The organism is Streptomyces sp. NPDC005808 (assembly GCF_042871385.1).
Taxonomy (GTDB): domain Bacteria; phylum Actinomycetota; class Actinomycetes; order Streptomycetales; family Streptomycetaceae; genus Streptomyces.
In genome coordinates this window covers 19,302-40,027 of the sequence record NZ_JBIAIK010000008.1, presented here as the reverse complement: position 1 = coordinate 40,027, position 20,726 = coordinate 19,302, and the positions used below count along the sequence as shown (strand labels likewise).

At 69.6% G+C, this 20,726-nt stretch carries 16 protein-coding genes, 1 tRNA gene and 1 riboswitch; of the genes, 12 read left to right on the top strand and 5 right to left on the bottom strand.

Features of this window, described 5'->3' with window-relative positions:
* Positions 1-717 precede the first annotated feature (717 nt).
* From ACFYPC_RS19120 to ACFYPC_RS19110, 3 genes are all read right to left on the bottom strand, one after another.
* Positions 718-1,125, bottom strand: coding sequence for a hypothetical protein (locus ACFYPC_RS19120; RefSeq protein ID WP_388677383.1), 408 nt, complete (start codon positions 1,123-1,125; stop codon positions 718-720).
* Between the two features lie 481 nt (positions 1,126-1,606).
* Entirely contained in the window at positions 1,607-2,632 is a 1,026-nt protein-coding gene (locus ACFYPC_RS19115) for a carbon-nitrogen hydrolase family protein (RefSeq protein ID WP_388677380.1), read from the bottom strand.
* A 19-nt stretch (positions 2,633-2,651) separates the two neighbouring features.
* Entirely contained in the window at positions 2,652-3,686 is a 1,035-nt protein-coding gene (locus tag ACFYPC_RS19110) for a phenylacetaldoxime dehydratase family protein (RefSeq protein WP_388677378.1), read from the bottom strand.
* 233 nt (positions 3,687-3,919) lie between these two features.
* Here ACFYPC_RS19110 and ACFYPC_RS19105 point away from each other — a divergent pair, with 233 nt between their 5' ends.
* Together ACFYPC_RS19105 and ACFYPC_RS19100 are read left to right on the top strand one after the other, a co-directional pair.
* On the top strand, positions 3,920-4,885 hold the full coding sequence (locus ACFYPC_RS19105) for a helix-turn-helix domain-containing protein (protein ID WP_388677375.1): 966 nt from the start codon (positions 3,920-3,922) through the stop codon (positions 4,883-4,885).
* Positions 4,886-5,328: 443 nt separating this feature from the next.
* Entirely contained in the window at positions 5,329-6,228 is a 900-nt protein-coding gene (locus ACFYPC_RS19100) for a UTP--glucose-1-phosphate uridylyltransferase (RefSeq protein WP_388677373.1), read from the top strand.
* A gap of 34 nt (positions 6,229-6,262) precedes the next feature.
* Here the strand turns inward: ACFYPC_RS19100 and ACFYPC_RS19095 are convergent, their stop codons facing one another.
* Complete coding sequence (locus ACFYPC_RS19095; RefSeq protein ID WP_388677370.1) at positions 6,263-7,411, bottom strand: arabinogalactan endo-beta-1,4-galactanase; 1,149 nt, start codon at positions 7,409-7,411, stop codon at positions 6,263-6,265.
* Between the two features lie 500 nt (positions 7,412-7,911).
* Here ACFYPC_RS19095 and ACFYPC_RS19090 point away from each other — a divergent pair, with 500 nt between their 5' ends.
* The 4 genes from ACFYPC_RS19090 (at position 7,912) to ACFYPC_RS19075 (ending at position 13,409) form a co-directional block, all read left to right on the top strand.
* A complete protein-coding gene (locus tag ACFYPC_RS19090) occupies positions 7,912-8,937 on the top strand; it encodes a UDP-glucuronic acid decarboxylase family protein (RefSeq protein WP_388677368.1) in 1,026 nt (341 codons plus the stop codon).
* Between the two features lie 89 nt (positions 8,938-9,026).
* The gene (locus ACFYPC_RS19085) at positions 9,027-10,988 is read left to right on the top strand and encodes a glycosyltransferase family 2 protein (RefSeq protein ID WP_388677365.1); all 1,962 of its coding nucleotides are present in this window, start codon (positions 9,027-9,029) and stop codon (positions 10,986-10,988) included.
* Between the two features lie 27 nt (positions 10,989-11,015).
* Entirely contained in the window at positions 11,016-12,050 is a 1,035-nt protein-coding gene (gene galE, locus ACFYPC_RS19080) for a UDP-glucose 4-epimerase GalE (protein ID WP_388677362.1), read from the top strand.
* 24 nt (positions 12,051-12,074) lie between these two features.
* Complete coding sequence (locus ACFYPC_RS19075; RefSeq protein WP_388677360.1) at positions 12,075-13,409, top strand: UDP-glucose dehydrogenase family protein; 1,335 nt, start codon at positions 12,075-12,077, stop codon at positions 13,407-13,409.
* 195 nt (positions 13,410-13,604) lie between these two features.
* Here ACFYPC_RS19075 and ACFYPC_RS19070 read toward each other — a convergent pair whose 3' ends face one another.
* Positions 13,605-14,114 (bottom strand): MarR family winged helix-turn-helix transcriptional regulator, encoded by a 510-nt coding sequence (locus ACFYPC_RS19070; RefSeq protein WP_388677357.1) that lies wholly within the window; start codon positions 14,112-14,114, stop codon positions 13,605-13,607.
* Positions 14,115-14,175: 61 nt separating this feature from the next.
* Here ACFYPC_RS19070 and ACFYPC_RS19065 point away from each other — a divergent pair, with 61 nt between their 5' ends.
* The 6 genes from ACFYPC_RS19065 (at position 14,176) to ACFYPC_RS19040 (ending at position 20,707) form a co-directional block, all read left to right on the top strand.
* Entirely contained in the window at positions 14,176-15,306 is a 1,131-nt protein-coding gene (locus ACFYPC_RS19065; RefSeq protein WP_388677354.1) for a dihydrofolate reductase family protein, read from the top strand.
* Positions 15,307-15,434: 128 nt separating this feature from the next.
* Positions 15,435-16,646 (top strand): alginate lyase family protein, encoded by a 1,212-nt coding sequence (locus tag ACFYPC_RS19060; protein ID WP_388677351.1) that lies wholly within the window; start codon positions 15,435-15,437, stop codon positions 16,644-16,646.
* Positions 16,647-16,706: 60 nt separating this feature from the next.
* Positions 16,707-16,780, top strand: a tRNA-Met gene (locus ACFYPC_RS19055).
* Between the two features lie 240 nt (positions 16,781-17,020).
* On the top strand, positions 17,021-18,148 hold the full coding sequence (locus tag ACFYPC_RS19050) for a PP2C family protein-serine/threonine phosphatase (protein WP_388677349.1): 1,128 nt from the start codon (positions 17,021-17,023) through the stop codon (positions 18,146-18,148).
* 245 nt (positions 18,149-18,393) lie between these two features.
* Positions 18,394-18,551: riboswitch (cyclic di-AMP (ydaO/yuaA leader) on the top strand.
* 11 nt (positions 18,552-18,562) lie between these two features.
* Complete coding sequence (locus tag ACFYPC_RS19045; RefSeq protein ID WP_388677346.1) at positions 18,563-19,594, top strand: M23 family metallopeptidase; 1,032 nt, start codon at positions 18,563-18,565, stop codon at positions 19,592-19,594.
* Between the two features lie 168 nt (positions 19,595-19,762).
* Positions 19,763-20,707: an aldo/keto reductase gene (locus ACFYPC_RS19040; protein ID WP_388677344.1), complete on the top strand. Its 945-nt coding sequence runs from the start codon at positions 19,763-19,765 to the stop codon at positions 20,705-20,707.
* The last annotated feature ends 19 nt before the right edge of the window (positions 20,708-20,726 follow it).

Genomic DNA, 20,726 nt, shown 5'->3' with positions numbered 1-20,726 from the left:
TACCTCGTCTCCTGGCGAGGTCGGGACGAGACCTACTGCCACAGTGCCCGCACGTGTCGGCGAGCCTTCCCCCTGCGCGGCCCTGACGCCTCGATTGGCTCTGTCTCCCTGCGGCATGCTGCCAACTGCTCAATCAGATGAGCCGATTGCTGCTCACCCTCCAGTTGCCGCCTTCGGCCCAAGGTGAGTTATGTGAGGCGGTGGGCGCCGCATCGGCTGAGAGTCGTTCCTGCGTGAGTGAGGACTGTTCACGCGCAACTGGGTCGACGCCGCGGAGAACGCAGTCGGGGTCGCGGAAACCCTGGCATCCTCCCCCTCCTGTACCGTCGCGCCGAATGATCGAACGTGCTGGTCAACGGGCTCTTCTGCGTGAGCGAAGCGTGAGCGGATGGTGGAGCACAAGCCATCATGTGATGGACCGCGCCTCACAGGAGATGTGTTCTGACCAGGTGTTTTCGGATCCCGAAACACTGCCCGGAACCACCCAGCAAGCTTTGGCCAGGACTTTTAATCCATTGGTTGTGGGTTCGAGTCCCACAGGGTCTACGGAACGGACCCCAGGTCAGAGGTATCTCGACCTGGGGTTCGGTGTCGTTTACAGCGTGTGGCATCGTCGTGCTGGCCCGCTGCTGGCCCGGCGGCCAAACGATCATGACGAGCTCCGGCCCGGTGAGGTAGTTCTTCGCGACCATGCGGGCCGGGCCGGAGTTGGCGTGGTCAGGTCTTGGGGCAGAGTGTTTTGCGCAGGCCGGTGTTGAGGTGAGCTCCGTCGTCATCGGTGAGCGTGACGGCGTCGTACGAGAACCGGAGGGCGGCGGTGTGATCCGGGTTCGTGGCGCCGCCGTCAAGGGCTGAGCATTGGTTGCGTGCCGCGTCGATGGCCTTGTCCTCATCGGTGGTGAGCTTGGCGTTGACGTCATGGATGGCGGCGAGGACGGCGTCGCGCTCGGCGCCCGTGGGCTCGGGCGGTAGGCCGGCGGCCTTCTCGGCGGCGCTCGTGTCGGTGCTGGGCCGACTGCTGCTCTCGGTGGTCTTGGGCTTGCTGTCGTCGTTGTCGCTGCTGCAGCCGACGAGCGTAATGGCGAGCGCGGTCGTGGCTACGGCGATGGTTGTGCGGATGCGCATGGTCCCCCCTGGACTGATGTTGCTGCGGAGCCATCATGAGCCCAGGACGGGACCTGTGAAGGTGCGGTGACGGTCCTGTGACACGCCGAAGCCCCGGCTGAAACGTTGGCCGGGGCTTCGTCATGCGTCCTGGTCAGCGGTATGTGGGCACGCTGCTGGGCCATGCCCTCAGCCCGCAGTCGCCGTCGGCTGTTTCCAGGTGCCAGTAGCGGTTCTTGCGCCAGGCGAGGGTAATGACCCGTGCCGGCGCTTCCGCTTGAACTGCGCGATCGTCATGGTTCCCCGGCTCTGGCCGGGCCGGGGGCTGGGTGGATGGGCGGCAGTGAGTGAGGCTGTGATGGACGCCAGAGCGGCCGTTTCCGGCGCAGAGGTCGCGGCCGTGGCCGGCCGCCTCGGCTTCCGGGCACCCGGCGGCGCCAGCGGGTCCTTCCGGAAGCGAGACGGCCGTACGCCCCTTCGGTTCCGTGCAGTGGCGCCGGCCTCACCCGACCGGTGCCGCCTCCGGCTCCGTGATGATCGCCTCGGCATCGTCGAAGAACTCGGCCGACGGGGTGGCGTACTCCACGGGGCGTCGCTCGGTGCGGTTGAGGAGGAGGCGGGTGACGTCGGGGCGGGCGTAGTGACCGACCGGGTCGGCGGCGGCCTTGGCGAACGGGATCGCGGCCAGGTCGATGTCGGCGTACAGGATGCCCTCGGCGTCCTCGGGGAGCGGGTCGGCCAGCGGGCGGCCGTCGGGGCCGTAGATCCGGGCGAAGCCGCCGCCGCGCTGCAGCAGTTGCTGCTTGACGGGGGTGTCGCAGAACAGCTCGACGGCCGCCTCGCCGACCACGGCGCACGGGGCGAGTACGAAGACCTGGCCCTCGGCGGCGTAGATCTGGGAGGCCGCGTTGTTGACCTCGGGGCCGAGCGCGTAGGCCGCTCCCTTGTACACCGAGAAGCTGGGCCAGGCCGCCACGTGTACCTGCTCGTACTGGCTGAACATGGCGTACTTGGTCAGCGGCTGGAGGTGCTCCCAGCAGCACAGTGACCCGATCCTGCCGAGCGCGGTGTCGTGGACCACCAGGTCGGAGCCGTCGCCCTCCCCGAACATGGTGCGTTCCACGTGGGTGGGCTTGAGCTTGCGACGGGCTCCGACGAGCTTGCCGTCGGCGGAGATGAGCGCCTGGCCCATGTACAGGCTGCCGCCGCCACGCTCGCTGTAGCCGACGGCCACCGCGATGGAGTTCGCCCGCGCGGCGTCGAGCAGCCGCTGGAAGCGCGGGCCGTCCAGGGTCAGCGAGTTCTCGTGGTAGCGCCCGACGAACTGCATGCCGGCGGCCGGCGAGTCCAGCCACAGCCACCAGGGGTAGCCGGGGATGAAGGTCTCGGGGAAGGCGATCAGCTGCGCCCCAGCGCGGGCGGCCTCCTCGATCAGGCCGATGCTCTTGTCGATCGTGGCGTCTGCGTCGAGCCATACCGGCTCGGCCTGGACCGCGGCTGCCTTGAAGGCACCTGCGTACTCGACCATGGTGAACTCTCCTCTGCCGTCAGGCGGTTGGGGTGGTGGAGCGAGCGGCGAGCGGCAGGAAGCCGGTGCGCGGATCGCAGTTGACGTACTCGGCGGTCACCGAACCGCTCGGCAGTACGGAGACCTCGTGCCAGAAGGCGACGTCCAGCGGGCCCTCGCCGCCGCCGACCATCTGGAAGAAGCTGGCGTAGATGTCCAGGTGTGTGCGGTGCGAGCGGCACCAGGTCATCAGGTGTTCGAGCGAGGCGAACCAGGCGATGGTGCAGGCGCGGTCGAGCGGCACGCCGTCGGCCGACTCCTCGGTGAGGTTGCGGGCGGCGATACAGCCGGACCCGGCGTTCTCCGCCAGGAAGTCGACGCCACGGTCCTTGACCGGCTTGACGTCGGCCAGGTAGGTCTCGCGGTACAGCGTGCTGGCGGACCAGTCCTGCGCGGTGCGGATCAGCGCCACGTTTCCCGGTACGTCGACGCTGACGCGGCGGCCACGAGTCGCCTGCGTACCGGGGTCCTGCGGCTCGAAGGCCGGCATCGCGGGCTCCAGGGCCTCGGTGGCCGACGCCGCGATACGGTCACGGGCGGCGCCCCAGTAGTCGTGCACCTGGGTCTCGGGGAGTTCGAGGGCGCCGGACTGCGACAGTCCGCTGGTCGCGTAGTCCTCACGGCGGTGGGTGTGCAGCGTCTCGTTCCGCTCGACGGGGATGACGGACTCCTCGCGCCAGTACCCGGCCGGCCCCTGCGTGGGGAGGCCGTCCCAGGCGGCGCGGACGGCTTCCGACTCCCGCCAGCGCCGGTGGCCGTTCGGGTCGTACCAGTACGCCAGCAACGTCACGTTGTGCGTTCCGGCGGTGTCGTAGAAGGTTCCGCGGTCGACCAGGTCAGGACCGTCCGGCCCGGTGAACAGCGTGGCGAGGCCTGCCGCGCCCCGCTCGGCTTCCTCCCGGGAAGGCGCCTGGCAGCCGTACTGCGCGAAGACGAAGGCGTCCGTGCCCTGCGGGAATCGGGCACTGTAGGCGGTGAAACGAGGGGTGTGCCCCGGCGGGGCCGTTCGTGGCATGGCGCGCTCCTTCGACGAACTGTCCGTGACTCGAAGCGTGGGCCGCTCGGCGGCCGCGGCTTGACCGTCAGCGCACTGGAACTTGCCCGAGAGTGAACTCGTGGGTCCGCGGACCGGCGGGGGGCGGCAGGACCGCCGGCGGGTCATGAGACCGATACGAGCGCGTGACCTCGGGGAAACTGCGGGCCGGGCTAGATTGGACGAGCAAGCCGGTGTTCCGCTGAGGAGGCGCCGTGAGCTTTGTCCTTTCCACAGACTCCGTGCCTGCGGGCGAGCGGCGGGCCTACTGGCACGATGCCGTGTGGCGCACGTTCGTGCCCCTGGACGTCTCCACCCCGAAGGAACCCACGGACGCGCCCTTCTCCGGAGCGGTCAGGACCGACCGCCTCGGCCACCTCCAGATCTCCACCGTGGACGCCGACCCGGAGCGGGTCTTCCGTACGCCGCGGCTGATCGCTCAGGACAGCGATGAGTACTTCCTCGTCGGCCTGCAGGGCCGGGGGCCCGCCGTCGTCACCCAGGACGGCCGGGACGCCTTCCTGCGGCCGGGCGATTTCGCTTTCTACGACACGACCCGGCCGTACACGCTGAGCTTCCCCGACCGCTTTCAGATGAAGGTCTTCCAGCTCCCTCGCCAGGCGCTCGGGCTCCGCGACTCCGACCTTCGACGCATCACCGGCATCACCCTCCGCGGCGACGAGGGACCGGCCACCCTGGTCGCCCCCTTCCTGGCCGGTCTCGCCGACGGAGCCGCTTCCTGCCGCCCCCAGGTCGGCGAAATGCTCGCGCGCAACGCCGTGGACCTGCTCACCACCCTCATCGCCGAGCACCTCGACCGGGACGCCGTCGGCACCGACGCCGCCCACCGCGCGCTGCTGGTGCGGATCCAGGCCTTCATCGGCCACCACCTCGCCGATCCCGACCTTTCGCCGGAATCGATCGCCGCCGCTCACCGCATCTCCGTCCGCTACCTCCACCGGATCTTCCAGGACGAAGGCTCCACCGTCAGCCGCTGGATCCAGCACCGCCGCCTCGAGGAATGCCGGCGTGAGCTGAGCCGCCCCGGCCGAACGAGCCCAGCCGTGGCCGCCGTCGCGCACCGCTGGGGCTTCGCCAACCCCGCGCACTTCAGCCGGGTGTTCCGGGCGGCGTACGGGATGTCCCCGCGCGAATGGCAGGCCAGGACTGACAGTGCCTGATACACCGTCAGCGATGACGTATACCCGGCCTGAAGAACGCAGTTCACCCCACTCCCGACCATCCACGCATCTGCTGGGTGCACTTGACGGGCCGCCGCGGCCGCCGGTTGAATTGATACCTGGGGTCGAATCAGCATCCCACCGGAATCGCACCTCGGGATCATGAACGCAAAGGCGCGCTCAGCCGACTCACAGACTCTCAGCGTAAGCCGACTCACAGACTCTCAGCGATAAGCCGACTATTCGGCTCATGGGCGGCAATTGCGTCCGCAACGGCCTGCCGGGGAACATGGACGTTCCCTGCGGCGGGCGGCACACCCCACTTGTTCCGCCTGTTCGTCGGCCGTACTTCAGTCGTTCGTCAGCCGTACTTCACCCTTGCCACGCCATGCCATTCCCGTGGCCGATTCGGCGTGGCATCCCACTTTACGGAGAGAGATACCGTGCCCCCCACCATTCGCCGTGCGGTGATCCCCGCTGCCGGGCTCGGATCCCGCCTGCTGCCCCTCACCAAAGCAATACCGAAGGAAATGCTGCCGGTCGGCGACAAACCCGTGATCGAGCACACCGTGCGCGAACTCGTGGCGTCAGGGATCACGGACATCACCATCGTGGTCTCCGGCGGAAAATCTGTTATCCAGGACCATTTCCGCCCCAGCCCCGACCTTGTCGACCGGCTGCGTGCCGACGGAAAGACCGCCTACGCGGACGCCGTGGAGGAAGTCGGGGAGCTGTCCCGGCAAGGTCATATCACCTACCTCGACCAGCATGGTCCGTACGGCAACGGCACCCCCGTTCTGAACGCCGCCCGGAATTTCGGCGATGAGCCGATCATCGTTCTCTGGCCGGACGACGTCTTCGTGGCCGAAGTGCCCCGGGCGCAGCAGCTGATCCGCGCCTACGAGGTGACCAACGCCCCGGTGCTGGCCCTGCTGCCCATCGCCCCGGGGGATTCCGAGCGCTACGGCGTGCCCGTGGTCAAGGAGGACCTGGACGACGGACTGCTGCGGATCGTCGGCCTGGTCGAGAAGCCCAAGGCGGCGGACGCTCCCTCCGCGTTCGCCGCCATCGGGGGCTACGTGATCACCCCCGGCATCATCGACGAGCTGCGGGAGCAGACCGCGCGCTGGTACGAGCACCGCACCGGCGAGGTGTATCTGGCCGACGCCATCAACGCCTACGCGAGCAGCCGCGCGGTGTACGGGCAGGTCATCCAGGGCCGTTGGTACGACACGGGCAACCCGGCCGACTACCTGGTCGCGCAGTTCGCGTCCGCCCTGTCGCACCCTCAGTACGGGCCGGTCCTGCGGGCGCTCGCCCACGATCTGGACCACACCGGCTGATCCGGCACCACCCGGCCCGCGCGGCGCGCGGCACTCAGCCGCCGAAGGTGGAAAGGGACGGGAGCCCGGTTCCTGACCAGTCGAACATGGTGAGGTTGCTGTAGGGGTTCACCCCGCCGAACGTCCAGGGCACCCCAGGCACCCAGGCGGGCTCCCACGCCAGAAAGCCCAGGCCGTGCCCCCCGGGCACCCGCGCGATCACCTTGCGCAGGGCGTCGAAGAAGGCGGCCTGTCCCTGGGGGGTGGGCGGGAGGCGCGAACCGTCCGGCAGCTGGTCGATCTTCGTCACGAGGTGCTGTCCCGCGTCGCCCTCGGCCGGCAGTTTCCACGGATAGGCCGTCTCCACCACGAGCACGTCCTTGCCGTAACGGGCCACGAGGTTGGTCAGGTTGGTGTGCAGGGTGGCCAGCGAGCCGTGCCAGAAGGGGTAGTACGAGAGAGCGATCACGTCGAACCGGATATCGGCCGCGGCGAGGTGGTCGTAGAAGGAGTAGATGTCGATGCCCTCGCGGGAGTTGTCCGCGTGGACGAGGGTGCGCAGCTCGGAGGACGCGCCCTCCGAGGCTCCCTGGAGACCGGCCCGGAGCAGCTCGACGAACCCGTCCCAGTACTGTCCCTCCGGGTAGCGGATCAGGCCGTTGGGCCACAGCATGCCGTTGGTGACCTCGTTGCCGATCTGGATCATGTCCAGCGGGATGCCCTGCGCGGCGAACGCCCGGACGGTGTCGCGCGTGTAGGCGCGGACGGTGGCGGCGAGCGTATGCCAGTCCATGTCCGCCCAGGCGGCGGGAGGCGTCTGGTGGGCGTTGTCGGCCCAGGTGTCGGAGTAGTGCAGGTCGAGCAGCACACCCATGCCGGCGCTGCGGGCCCGGCGGGCCAACTTGAGGGCCGAGGCAAGGTCGTAGCCGCCGGACGAGGGATCGACCCAGACCCGCAGGCGCATCAGGTTCGCGCCGCGCGCGGCGAGGAGGCGTTCCACCGGAGCGGACTTCCCCCTGTCCCTGTACTTCTGGCCCGCGGACTCGGCCTGCAGAGTGCTGGACAGGTCCACGCCGCGCAGTGGCGGAGCCGGCGAGGTCATCGCGATCGGGGCCAGCGCGGGCCCAGCCTTCGCCTGGCAGCCGAGATCCACCGGGGCGGCCAGCAAAGGCATCGCGGCCAGCAGTCTTCTCCGTGACAGCACGCTCACTCCTGTCCGAAAGTGTCCATACGACAGGGAATGCGGCATCGGCCGCCCGCCACATTAACGGTACAACAACTTCACCCTGATTGGCGACGAAGCAGAAAAGGCGCCATTTCACATTTGCTCGTATTTTGGAGCGGATGGACACCATTCCCGGACGGCGGGCGGACCGGCCGCCTGTGGATTCTCATTCGAGCTCTGCGAACTCTCATTCGAGCTCTCAGGATACGCACAGAAAGCAGCGCTCCGGTAACAAGCCCGCAACATAAACGGCAGATCCAATGAATGCAAGCAATTACCGCAGAGTTAGCTGAGCAATGTGACGACCGTCACACCCGGAAAGGCCTAGACCAGTAACTCCCCGGAATGCAATAGTTACCGAGCACGACGGGCCTTCCATTGCCGCACTGGCGTTCTGATTGCCGCATAGGCACCTCCTTTGCTGCCGGAAATCGCCCTCGCCCTCACACCTCCCTCCCCCCCACATTTCGAGGAGAATCGTGCGTATCGTCGTCACCGGAGGCGCCGGCTTCCTGGGGTCGCATTTGTGCGATGCCCTGATCAAACGCGGTGATTCGGTCATCTGCGTCGACAATCTGTCAACTGGTCGGCGCGACAACATCGAGCATCTCCTGGGCCATGATGAATTCGAATTCATCATGGCCAATGTGTCCGAGGAGATACCCGTTACGGGTCCTGTGGACGCCGTGGCCCACCTCGCGAGCCCCGCCTCCCCGCCCGACTACCACCGCATGCCCCTGGAGACGCTCGCGGTCGGCAGTCACGGGACCGAGAACGGACTGGCGCTGGCCCAACGCAGCGGAGCACGCTTCGTGCTGGCCTCCACGAGCGAGGTCTACGGCGACCCGCAGGTCCACCCGCAGACAGAGGACTACTGGGGGCATGTGAACCCCATCGGTCCTCGCAGCATCTACGACGAGGCGAAGCGCTTCGCGGAGGCGCTGACCAGCGCGCACCGGCGAACGCTTGAGACCAACACCGGGATCGTCCGGATCTTCAACACCTACGGCCCCCGGATGCGTCCGCACGACGGCCGGGTGGTGACCAGCTTCATCGCGCAGGCGCTGAACGGCGATCCGCTCACGGTGTACGGGGACGGCTCGCAGACCCGCAGTTTCTGCTACGTCGACGACCTCATCCGTGGCATCGTCGCGATGATCGACTCCACCGACCCGGGCCCCGTCAATCTGGGCAATCCGCATGAGCGCACGGTGGCCGAACTCGCCGAGCTGGTACTGCAGTTGACCAAGGCCGAGAGCACCATCGAGTACCACCCGCTGCCGGTCGACGACCCCGCCCGCCGCCGTCCCCTGATCACCCGGGCGCAGCAGGTTCTGGGCTGGGAGCCGGTCGTCTCCGACGAGGAGGGGCTCCGCCGCACCGTGGAGTACTTCCGGGACCGGCCCGAGGAGGTCGGGGCCGCTCGCGAGGCGATCGCGGGCGGGCAACTCGACGGCGCGGTGGTTCCCGCGCAGGGCACGGTCGGCGTCGTACAGCCCGCCTGAGGCCCTTCCGTCATCTCACGTCCTTCTTCTCCCCCGTCGGCCGCCTCCCCCCTGCGGCCGGCGGGAGCGACATCCTCGGAGTCCAGCAGATGAGTGTTCTGCGTCCAGGCGCCGGACCGTCCCCCTCCAGTTCCGGTTCCGATTCGAGTTCCAGTTCCGGTTTCACCTCCACCTCCACCTCCACGGCGTCTTCCCTGCTCCCCGTTGTCCGCGGCAGCGGCACTCTCGTTGCCCCCGCGCAGGACGGCAAACAGCTGGCCGAGGCCGTGCTCACGCTGTCCGACGGCCACGTCGTCGGGATCCCGCCGAGCGGGCCGGTGTTCGACCGTTCCTCCGGCCGGTCCCGCCGGCTTCTCAGCCGTACGTTCGTACCGGTGCTTGGCCGTGCCGACCGGATTGTGGTCGCCGTGCTGACCGTCGGCTGGCTGACCTGCCTGGGGCTGTTCTGGGCCTGGCTGCTCGAGCCGTCGCACCGGATCGGCTGGACGGGTCTCGCGATCAACGGCACGGTGCTGCTCTACCTGTCCGTGATGCCCATCTACTTCATGGTCGGTGTCAACCGGCTCAAGCGGGTGGACCCTTCGATCGACGTCCCGCGGCTGCGCGTGGCCTTCGTCGTGACGCGGGCGCCGTCCGAACCGTGGGACGTCGCCAGGACCACCCTCCAGGCGATGCTCGACCAGAACTACCCCCACCCCTTCGATGTGTGGCTGTGCGACGAGTCGCCGACCGACGAGATACGTGTCTGGTGCGACGACAACAACGTCGGCGTGGCGACCCGCTTCGAGGTGCCGGACTACCACCGGACCACCTGGCCCCGCAGGACCCGGTGCAAGGAGGGCAACCTCGCCTACTTCTACGACCAGATCGGCTACTGGGAGTACGACGTGGTGGCCCAGCTCGACTGTGACCACGTCCCCGAGGCCGGCTACCTCGCCGAGATGGTCCGCCCCTTCGCCGACGAGGCGATCGGCTACGTCGCCGCACCGAGCGTGTGCGACTCCAACGCCGAGCTGTCCTGGGCGGCGCGCGGCCGGCTGCACCGGGAAGCGACGTTCCACGGCCCGGCGCAGCTGGGACACAGCGCGGGGCTGGCGCCGGCGTGCATCGGCTCGCACTACGCGGTGCGTACCCAGGCACTGCGTTCCATCGGCGGCATCGGCCCGGAGCTGGCAGAGGACTTCTCGACCAGCTTTCTGCTCAACTCCGCGGGCTGGCAAGGTGCCTTCGCCATCGACGCCGAAGCGCACGGCGACGGCCCGCTGACCTTCTCGGCCATGCTGGTCCAGGAGTTCCAGTGGTCGCGCAGCCTGACCACCGTCCTGCTCGACCTCGTCCCCCGGCACCTGCCCAGGCTGCCGTGGAAACTGCGGCTGCGGTTCCTGTACGCCCTGTCGTACTACGTGCTGCTGGCGACGACCACGGTGGCCGGCATGGCTCTGGCGCCCGTCGCCGCGGTCACCGGCACCCCGTGGATTCACGTCGACTACGTCGAGTTCCTGCTGCGCTGGTGGTCGATCTCGGCCTGGGTGCTCGCGCTGGCCCTGCTGCTGCGGCGCCGAGGACTGCTGCGTCCCCGGCGCGCTCCCGTCATCAGCTGGGAGAACAACCTCTACTGCCTGACGCGCTGGCCGCTGATCGCCTGGGGAGTGACAGCGGCGGTCATCCAGAAGATCAGACCCCGGCAGATCACCTTCAAGGTCACCCCCAAGTCCGCCCTCGGCCTGGAACCTCTTCCCCTGCGGCTGACGCTCCCCTACCTGACGACGAACGTGCTGCTGGCAGCCGCCGCCCTCTACGCGGAGACCTGGACACGGGCGGCCGGCTACGTCTTCCTGTGCCTCCTGGGATCGACGACCTACACGGTCGTGGGACTCCTCGTTCCGCTGCTGCACGCCGGGGAATCCGCCCGCGCCGCCGGAGTCCGGCTGCGCATCGCGGTGCGCAGCACCGTTGCGGTCCCGCTGGTGGCGGCGGTGCTCGCGGCCGTGCCCGTCGCCATCGCCATCGCCCGCTACCCCGCCTACGCCAGCGATTTCCTCGGCTGGTAGCGGCGCCCGACGAAAGGGAGAATCCCCGTGCCCCAGACCGTCCTTGTCACCGGCGGCGCCGGCTTCATCGGCAGCCACACCTGTGTGGAGCTCCTCCAGCACGGTCACGAGGTCATCGTCGTCGATGACTTCTCCAACAGCTCACCCCCGGCCCTGGACGCGGTGCAGAAGCTGGCAGGCCGGCCGCTGGTGTTCCACCAGGCCGATCTGCGGGACCGCGCGGCGCTGGACGCCGTGTTCACCGCCCACGAGATCGACTCGGTCATCCACTTCGCCGCCAAGAAGGCCGTGGGCGAATCGACCCGTATCCCGCTGGAGTACTACGACATCAACGTCAGCGGCACCGTCACCCTGCTCCGGGCCATGGTCCAGCACGGGGTGCACCGACTGGTGTTCTCCTCGTCCTGCTCGATCTACGGCGACACCCCGAAGGTCCCGCTGGACGAGGACGACCCCGCCGCCCCCGCCAACCCGTACGCGCGGACCAAGTACCTGTGTGAACAACTGCTCGCCGACGCGTGCGCCAGGTACCCCGAGCTGTCGGTGATCGCCCTGCGCTACTTCAATCCGATCGGTGCCCACCCGAGCGGCGAGATCGGCGAGGACCCGACCGGCGTACCGAACAACGTGCTGCCCTACATGGCCCAGGTCGCCGTCGGGCGTCTCACCGAACTGCCCGTCTTCGGCGACGACTACCCCACCCCCGACGGCACCGGCGTACGCGACTACATCCACGTCTCCGATGTCGCCGACGGCCACCGTGTCGCCCTCGACCACCTCGACGACGAGGCGGGCCTGCGGGTGTTCAACCTCGGTACCGGGACCGGCGCATCGGTCCTGGAGCTGCTGGCCGAGTTCACCAAGGCGGTCGGCGCCCCCATCCCGTACCGCATCCAGGCACGCCGCGCCGGTGACGTGCCCACCCTGATCGCCGACCCCGGCCGCGTCGAGCGCGCCTGGGGCTGGCGGACCACCCGCGACCTCACCGCCATGTGCGCCGATGCCTGGCGTTTCCAGCAGCTCCACCCCCACGGCTACTCCAGCGGCTCCCCCACCGTCTGATCCCGCATTACGAGGAGGCCCCCCATGCGTCTCACCGTCATAGGCACCGGATATCTCGGTGCCGTCCACGCCGCCTGCATGGCCGAGATCGGTCATGAGGTCCTCGGTGTCGATGTCGACACCGCCAAGATCGAAGCACTGGCCGCCGGCCGGACCCCGTTCCACGAACCGGGTCTGGACGAGATCCTGGCCCGCAACGTCGAAGCCGGCAGGCTGCGCTTCTCCACCTCGCTCACCGAGGCGGCCGAGTTCGGTGACGTCCACTTCATCTGCGTCGGCACCCCGCAGAAGCCCGGGTCCAACGCCGCCGACATGCGCTACATCGACGCCGTCGTCGATGGCCTCGCCCCGCATCTGCACCGCGACACGCTCGTCGTCGGGAAGTCCACCGTCCCCGTCGGCACCGCGGCCCGCCTCACCGAGCGGATCCAGGCCCTCGCCCCGGTCGGCACGGCCGCCGCGCTGGCCTGGAACCCCGAGTTCCTCCGTGAGGGATTCGCGGTCCAGGACACCCTGCACCCGGACCGGCTGGTCGTCGGCGTCACCTCACCGGCAGCCGAAAGCGTCCTGCGTGCCGTCTACGCTCCCGTTCTGGACAGCGACGACACACCGTGGATCACCACCGACCTCGCCACGGCCGAACTGGTCAAGGTGTCCGCCAACGCCTTCCTCGCCACCAAGATCTCCTTCATCAACGCCATCGCGGACGTCTGCGAGGCCGCGGGCGGCGATGTCACCACCGTGGCGAAGGCCATCGGTTACGACGCCCGCATCGGCCCGCGCTTCCTCTCCGCGGGCGTGGGCTTCGGCGGAGGCTGCCTGCCCAAGGACATCCGCGCCTTCTTCGCCCGCGCGCAGGAGCTCGGGGTGGAGGAGTCGCTGGGCTTCCTCAAGGAGGTCGACGAGATCAACATGCGGCGGCGGCTGCGTACGGTCGACCTGGCCCGCGAACTCGTCGGCGGCTCCTTCCTCGGCACCAACATCGCGGTGCTCGGCGCGGCCTTCAAGCCCGACAGCGACGACGTACGGGACTCACCCGCGCTCAACGTCGCCGCCGCGATCCAGCTGCAGGGCGGCCGGGTCCGCGTGCACGACCCCGCCGCGATCGACAACGCCCGCGCCGTGTTCCCTTCCCTGGACTACGCCCTCGACATCGACAAGGCGTGCGAACAGGCCGACCTGATCCTCCATCTCACCGAATGGCAGGAGTACCGCGACCTCGACCCCGAGGTGCTGGCAGCGACCGTGCGCAGCCCCCGGATCCTCGACGGCCGCAACGCCTTGCCGATGGAGCGGTGGCAGGCGGCGGGGTGGACCGTGCGCGCACTCGGCCGGGCCTTCGCCGGCGCCACAGTGTGAGCCGGACCGCTCGATGAGCCGGACCGCGCGGTGAGCCGGAGCGTTCGGTGATCCGGTAGAACCGAAGACAGAGGAGCCCGTCGGTCCCCCATGCCGACGGGCTCCTCTCCGCGTATCGCGACTTCGGGAGTTGGCCGGAGTTGGCCGGAAATGGCCGGAGACGGCGGGAACGTCAGCCCGCGGTGAGCTCGCGCCTCATGGTGTGGAGGAACGCCGCCGCCACGGCAGATCTTCCCCGCAAGGCCTGGCGTTCTCGCCCTCGATCGCCCGTGTGACCTTCCGGCAGATCTCCTCCAGCTGCCCGACCTCCTCCGCGGTCAACTGGTCGAAGAGCACGCTCCGTACCGTCTCCACGTGCCCCGGTGCCGCCCGCTCCAGGACAGCCATGCCCTCGTCCGTGAGCACGGCGACCTGGCCGCGCCTGTCGCTCGGGCAGCCCTCGCGGCGTACCGTGCCGTCGTTCTCCAGCCGGCTCACGGCGTACGTCAGACGGCTGCGGGTGATCTTCAGCAGCTCCGCGAGCCCGGTCATCCGCAGCCGCCGGTCCGGCGCTTCGGAGAGCATGGCGAGGATGGAGTAGTAGAGGTGCGGCATGCCCGCCTGCGCCTGCAGCCCGCGGTCGACGGCATCGCCGAGGAGGGAGGTCGCGGAGATGTACGAGCGCCAGGCGCGCTGTTCTGCGGGGGAGAGCCAGCGGGTCGTCATGCCGCCAGTGTAGGTATTGTTTAAAAATTGAACCACCGTTGAACTCTGGAGTGTGCGCCCCATGCCCCACCCCTACGTCCTGTTGTCCGCCGCCGTCTCCCTCGACGGCTTCCTCGACGACACCGGACCCGAACGGCTGCTCCTCTCCGGTGCGGCCGACTTCGACCGCGTCGACGAGGTGCGGGCGTCCAGTGACGCGATCCTGGTCGGCGCCGGCACCCTCCGCACGGACAACCCCCGGCTGCTGGTCAACTCGGCCGAGCGGCGCGCGGCCCGGATCGCTGCGGGGCGTTCCGAGTACCCGTTGAAGGTCACGGTCAGTGAGTCCGGTGACCTCGATCCCGCCGCGCGGTTCTGGCACACCGGCGGCGAGAAGGCCGTCTACACGACCGACAAGGGCGCCGAGCGGCTGCGCGGGCTGGGGCTGAACGCGGACGTCGTCCCGCTCGGCCCCGAACTGGACTGGCGGGCCGTCCTCGAACACCTTCACGACGTACGAGGTGTGCGGCGCCTCATGGTCGAGGGGGGCGGCCGGGTGCACACGCAGTTGGTGCGGGAGGGGCTCGCGGACGAGATCCAGCTGGCCGTCGCACCGCTGTTCGTCGGGGAGACGGACGCGCCCCGGCTCTTCGGGCCCGGCCCGTATCCCCCCGGGCGGCTGCGGATGGTGGAGACGCGGGCCGTCGGGGACGTCGTACTCATCCGGTACGTCCCCACCGCGCCCGGAGCCGGTGGGCTGGCCTCCGCCGCCGACCGGCGCTGGCTGGGGGTTGCCTGCGAGCTGGCGGCGCTGTGTCCGGCGTCGGAGAGCGCGTTCAGTGTGGGGGCGGTGGTGGTGGCCGCGGACGGGACCGAGCTGGCGCGCGGGTACTCCCGGGAGGCGGGCGATCCCGTGGTGCACGCCGAGGAGGCTGCGCTCGCCAAGATCGATCCCGCCGATCCGCGGCTCCTGTCCGCCACGGTGTACAGCAGCCTTGAGCCGTGTGCCCGGCGGGCTTCGCGGCCCGTGCCGTGTGCGCGGCTGATCGTTGACGCCGGGGTGCGGCGGGTTGTCACCGCTTGGCGGGAGCCGGACACGTTCGTGGCGGGGGCGGACGGGAACGGGGTTCTGGCGGCGGCGGGGGCCGCGGTCGTCGTGCTTCCGGAGTACGAGGAGCTCGCGGTCGCGCCCAACCGGCATCTGCTGGGGTAGCTCGCGCGGGGTGGGTCGAGCCGACGGCCGGCTGAAAGATCTCAGGCGGCCTAAGAGATCCTGCGCCCTTTCCGCCCGCACGTAAGGCTGCTCCTGAGCCGGCACAGAGGACAGAGACAGGAGCAGCGATGGGTTCAGTGGGGCGGCGGGTCAGGGCGGCGCTGGTGGTGCCGCTGTTGGTGGGGCTGGTGGCGTCGTGCGGGATGTCGTCGCAGGGGCGGACGGTGCGGGCGCGGGCCAAGGACGCGGCGTTCGCGCACCCCGGGGTGCTGGTCAGCAAGGACCAGCTGACCGCCGTACGCAAGCACGTGGAAGCCGGGGAGCAGCCGTGGCTGCGGGCGTTCCTGGACATGCGGGACAGCAAGTACGGGTCGTACAAGTACGAGGCGAAGCCGTACGCCACCGTCGAGTGCCCGCCCGGCACCCGGGCCGGGCACGGCTGCGTCGAGGAGCGTGAGGACGCGATCGCGGCGTACACGCAGGCGTTGCTGTGGAGCGTCACGGGCAAGCAGGAGCACGCCGACAAGGCGGTTCAGATCATGGACGCCTGGTCGGGGAAGGTGCAGAAGCACACGGCGGGGAACGCCGGCCTGCAGACCGCGTGGGCCGGTTCCACCTGGGCGCGGGCCGGGGAGATCGTGCGGCACACGGGGGCCAGGTGGCCAGAGGAGAGCGTCGCGCGGTTCCAGGGCATGCTGCGGACCGCCTACCTCCCCGAGGTCAGCAAGAAGGTCCCGGACTTCAACGGGAACTGGGACCTCGTCATGACCGACGCCGCCATCGGGATCGCCGTGTTCCTCGACGACCACAGGACCTTCGACGAAGCCCTGGAGCGATTCCGGCAGCGCGTGCCCGCGTACTTCTACCTCGCGAAGGACGGGAAGGTACCGCTGACGCCCGTCGGCAGCACCGTCGACACCCCGCAGAAGCTGACCACGTACTGGTTCGGGCAGCAGCGGTACACCGACGGCGTCTCGCAGGAGACCTGCCGCAACTTCAAGCACGTCGGGTACTCGCTCGCCGCCACCGCGCACATCGCCGAGACCGCCTGGCATCAGGGCGTCGACCTCTACCGCGGTGTCGAGGACCGGCTGAAGGCAGCGCTCGACTTCCACTCCAGGTACCAGATGGGGGAGACGGCGCCCGCGTGGCTGTGCGGCGGGCGGGTCGACCGGAACATGGGGCCCGACCTGGAGGTCGCGCTCAACCATCTGGAGGACCGGCTCGACGTGCGCGTCCCGGCCGCCCACCGGCTGGCCGAGCAGACGCGGCCGGCCGGCACGGACGATCTGTTCGTGTCCTGGGAAACCCTCACGCACGCCGGGAACCCGGCCGCCTGAGGGACGGCATCAACGCTGGTGCTGGGGGTCCCGCGGATGGCGTATAGTTGAGTTCAACGGCGCGGGGTGGAGCAGCTCGGTAGCTCGCTGGGCTCATAACCCAGAGGTCGCAGGTTCAAATCCTGTCCCCGCTACTGAAGGCCAAGGGCCGGAACTCGGATTCACGAGTTCCGGCCCTTGGTGTTTTCGGGTGCGCGTCGGCATCCCTCGGTCGGCCCACACCGGTCGCCCCCCGGCCCCGCTGCGGGAAACCTGGACGGGTGGGGCAGCAAGCAGGCGAGCAGCGGGCGGGGGATCCGTACGACGGGCATGGCCCTGGCGCGTCGCACCACCCGCCGCCCGACCGGTCCGGTGGGCGGTTGCCGGGAGACCCCGTGCCCGATCCCGGGCTGGGGGACGCGGCGCCGCCCGGAGCGGCGGACACGGCCGGGCGGACCATCTCGTACACCCAGAGGTTCGTCCGGGTGCTCCCCGCGCTGCTCATCGTCGCCGGAATCCTCTACGAGTACTTCACGCCGAAGGACTTCTACGGCGCTCCCCTCTTCACGGCCGCCGCCCTCGTGGCGGCGCCCCTCTACTCGCTGCGCGGCACCGTACTGACCGGAGCCCTGGCCGTTGTGGGGGTCGTCGCGGTCCAGACAGAGCTCGGGGTGGTCCTGCAGGCCGAGGCGGTCACCGAGGTGGTCACCGTGGCGACGGCCGCCGGCCTGGCCGCCCTCATCAACGTCCTCGTCCGGCGCGGCAACGCGCGGCTCGCCTCCGTCCGGGAGATCGCCGAGGCCGCCCAGCGCGCCGTACTGCCGCAGCCCGAGGAGCGGATCGGGCGGCTCGATGTCGCGGCGCGGTACGAGGCGGCGCAGGAGGACGCGTTCATCGGCGGTGACCTGTACGCGGTGCAGGACTCCCCGTACGGCGTACGCCTGGTCGTGGGCGACGTACGGGGCAAGGGTATGGGTGCGGTGGCCGCCGTCGCCGTCGTCATCGGGGCGTTCCGGGAGGCGGCCGAGCAGGAGGCGACGCTGGAGGGGGTCGCGGGACGCCTGGAGCGGGCCATGGCACGCGAGGGCACCCGGCGCGAGAGCCTCGACGCCTTCGAGGGGTTCACCACGGCGGTACTGGCGGAGATCCCGCACGGCGAGGAGGTCGTACGGATCGTCAACCGCGGCCATCCCCCGCCGCTGCTCCTGCACACGGACGGCATGCTCGTCACGCTCGACGCCGAGGATCCCGCACTGCCCCTCGGAATGGGCGAGTTGGGCATGTGGCCCGACCGTGCGCAGGAGACGGAGTTCCCGCGGGGGGCCATGCTGCTCCTCCACACGGACGGGCTGTCCGAGGCCCGCGACGAACGCGGACGCTTCTACGATCCCGCGGCGAGCCTCGCCGGACGGACCTTCCCCGCGCCCGAGGCGCTGCTGACCACCCTCGCCTGGGAGGTCCGCCGGCACTCCGGCGGCGGCACGACGGACGACATGGCGCTGCTTGCCGTACGGCGTCCGTGAAAGCCCTCGATCACGTTGTCACCAGGGGTGATCGGATCGCGCCTTTCCGCATAACATCTGATGCACCGTCAGAAATCCTGTGACCGAGAAGGTGTGGTCAACTCGCCCGTTTTACGGCGGTGATGACCTGTAAGTCCTGGCCAGAAGCGTTAATGATCAGTCAGAACGGCTTGGAATCCGGGGTCCGCGTCTATTAACGTTCGATAACGCAGCGCGGTAGTCACAGCCGTCACAAGAGTCGGCTCCGTGCGCACGCGCCGAATCCCGCAAGGGAACCGGGGAACCACCAACTTGGGGTGAATCGAGCGTCTTCCGCGGTGGGAACACCAGCGGTTGACGCGCGTAGGAGACCTTCCTGCTCCGAACCCGTCAGCTAACCCGGTAGGCGAGAAGGAAGGAAAGGAGCACGCCCACGTGGCGTCAAACCCGCCTGCCCAGGCACCCTCGTACCCGCCGAACCAAACGCACACCTTCGGGTTCGGCACAGACGACGAGGGCCCCCGGGAGGAGTGGAATCCCACCGAGGAATCCCTCCGTCCCATCCGCGGCCGGCACCGCGTCTCCAAACAGCGCGGAGGCGGCGGACTCGCTCGCAGCTCCACCGTTCTGGGCGTCGGCGTCATAGCCGCCGTCGGCGCGGGCGGCATGGCCACCGCGGCGCCCGGCAAGCCGCCGGTGTCGATCTCGGTGCCCGATCTGCCGTCCGTGGGCTCGATCCTCTCGGACGACAGCTCCGCCGACGTGGCCCAGGGCTCCACCACCCCGCTCACCAGTGCCGGCCTCACGACCGCCGACACCGAGCAGGGCGCCACGGACGCCGGCGAGGTCCTGCGCTCCCGCATCATGCAGCAGGCCGAGGTCCAGAAGGACCAGGCCGACACCGCGGCCCAGCAGGCCGCCCAGGCCGCCGCCGTGAAGAAGGCCGCCGACGCCGCCGCCGAGGAGCAGAAGGCGGCCGCGGCCAAGGAAGCCGCCGCGAAGAAGGCGGCGGAGGAGGAGGCCGCGGCCAAGGCGGAGGCCGAGCGCCTCGCCGAGCTCGCCAAGAGCTACACGCTGCCGACCTCCTCGTACACCATCACCTCGACCTTCGGTCAGGCCGGCGCACTGTGGTCCTCCGGCTACCACACCGGCCTCGACTTCGCCGCGCCCACCGGCACGCTGATCAAGGCGGTCCACAGCGGCACCATCACCGCGGCCGGCTGGGACGGGTCGTACGGCTACAAGACGGTGCTCACGCTCGACGACGGCACCGAGCTCTGGTTCGCCCACCAGTCGTCCATCAGCGTCAGCGTCGGGCAGAAGGTCGCCACCGGTGACGTCATCGGGCGCGTGGGCGCGACGGGCAATGTGACCGGTGCGCATCTGCACCTCGAGGTGCACCCCGGCGGCGCCGGAACCGGGATCGACCCGATGGCCTGGCTGCAGAGCAAGGGGCTCAATCCCTGACCTGTACGTTTCCGCGCAGGTGCGCAGGTGCGCGGTTACGTTGTTCCCTGATCCCCGGCAGCCCTGACATCATCCCCCCGACGTCAGGGCTGCCGGTCTGCCGGTCTGCCGGCCGCCGGTCGGATACGTGCGGAATACAGTCATCCGCTCGGGGCGTTGCTCTGCGGTATGACATCTCTTCGCAAGCTTGGTTCGTCCGACCTCGAGGTCTTCCCGCTCGCCCTCGGTGGCAACGTGTGGGGCTGGACCGCCGACGAGGCCCAGTCCTTCGCCGTGCTCGACGCGTACGCGGCCGCCGGCGGCAACTTCCTCGACTCCGCCGACTCGTACTCCGCGTGGGCCGAGGGCAACAAGGGCGGTGAGTCCGAGACCATCATCGGCAAGTGGGTCAAGGCGCGCGGCAACCGCTCCGACATCGTGATCGCCACCAAGGTCAGCCAGCACCCCGACTACCCGGGGCTGTCCGGCGCCAACATCAAGGCCGCGGCGGAGGCGTCGCTGCGCCGTCTGGACACCGACTACATCGACCTCTACTACACGCACTTCGACAAGCCCGAGGTGCCGGTCGAGGAGATCATCGGCGCGCTCGACGAGCTGGTGAAGGCCGGCAAGGTGCGCAACATCGCGGCGTCCAACATCTCGCCCGAGCGGCTCCAGGAGTCCCTGGACCTCTCCGACCGCGAGGGCCTCGCCCGCTATGTCGCCCTCCAGCCGGAGTACAACCTGGTCTCGCGCGACACCTACGAGGGTCCGCTGCGTGACATCGCCTCCCGCTCGGGCCTGGCGGCCGTCCCGTACTACGGCCTCGCCTCCGGCTTCCTCACCGGCAAGTACCGTCCGGGTACGACCGTCGACTCGCCGCGTGCGGCGGGCGCGGCCAAGCACCTGGCGACCGAGCGGGGCCCGCGCGTGCTGGCAGCCCTCGACGAGGTGGCCCAGGCCCACGACGTGCCGGTCGCCACGGTCGCGCTGGCGTGGCTCGCCGCCCAGCCGACGGTCGCGGCGCCGATCGCCTCCGCGCGGAGTGTGGAGCAGCTTCCGGCGCTGCTCGGAGTGGCGGACCTGGTCCTCACGGACGTGGAGCTGGGCAGGCTGACGGAGGCCTCGGCGTAACCGCTGCCGGACACGTGCC

Excerpts from the sequence above, each read along its gene's own strand:
- ACFYPC_RS19120 (WP_388677383.1), bottom strand. The coding sequence starts at position 1,125 with ATGCGCATCCGCACAACCATCGCCGTAGCCACGACCGCGCTCGCCATT.
- ACFYPC_RS19115 (WP_388677380.1), bottom strand. The coding sequence starts at position 2,632 with ATGGTCGAGTACGCAGGTGCCTTCAAGGCAGCCGCGGTCCAGGCCGAG.
- ACFYPC_RS19110 (WP_388677378.1), bottom strand. The coding sequence starts at position 3,686 with ATGCCACGAACGGCCCCGCCGGGGCACACCCCTCGTTTCACCGCCTAC.
- ACFYPC_RS19085 (WP_388677365.1), top strand. The coding sequence starts at position 9,027 with ATGAGTGTTCTGCGTCCAGGCGCCGGACCGTCCCCCTCCAGTTCCGGT.
- ACFYPC_RS19075 (WP_388677360.1), top strand. The coding sequence starts at position 12,075 with ATGCGTCTCACCGTCATAGGCACCGGATATCTCGGTGCCGTCCACGCC.
- ACFYPC_RS19070 (WP_388677357.1), bottom strand. The coding sequence starts at position 14,114 with ATGACGACCCGCTGGCTCTCCCCCGCAGAACAGCGCGCCTGGCGCTCG.
- ACFYPC_RS19065 (WP_388677354.1), top strand. The coding sequence starts at position 14,176 with ATGCCCCACCCCTACGTCCTGTTGTCCGCCGCCGTCTCCCTCGACGGC.
- ACFYPC_RS19060 (WP_388677351.1), top strand. The coding sequence starts at position 15,435 with ATGGGTTCAGTGGGGCGGCGGGTCAGGGCGGCGCTGGTGGTGCCGCTG.
- ACFYPC_RS19040 (WP_388677344.1), top strand. The coding sequence starts at position 19,763 with ATGACATCTCTTCGCAAGCTTGGTTCGTCCGACCTCGAGGTCTTCCCG.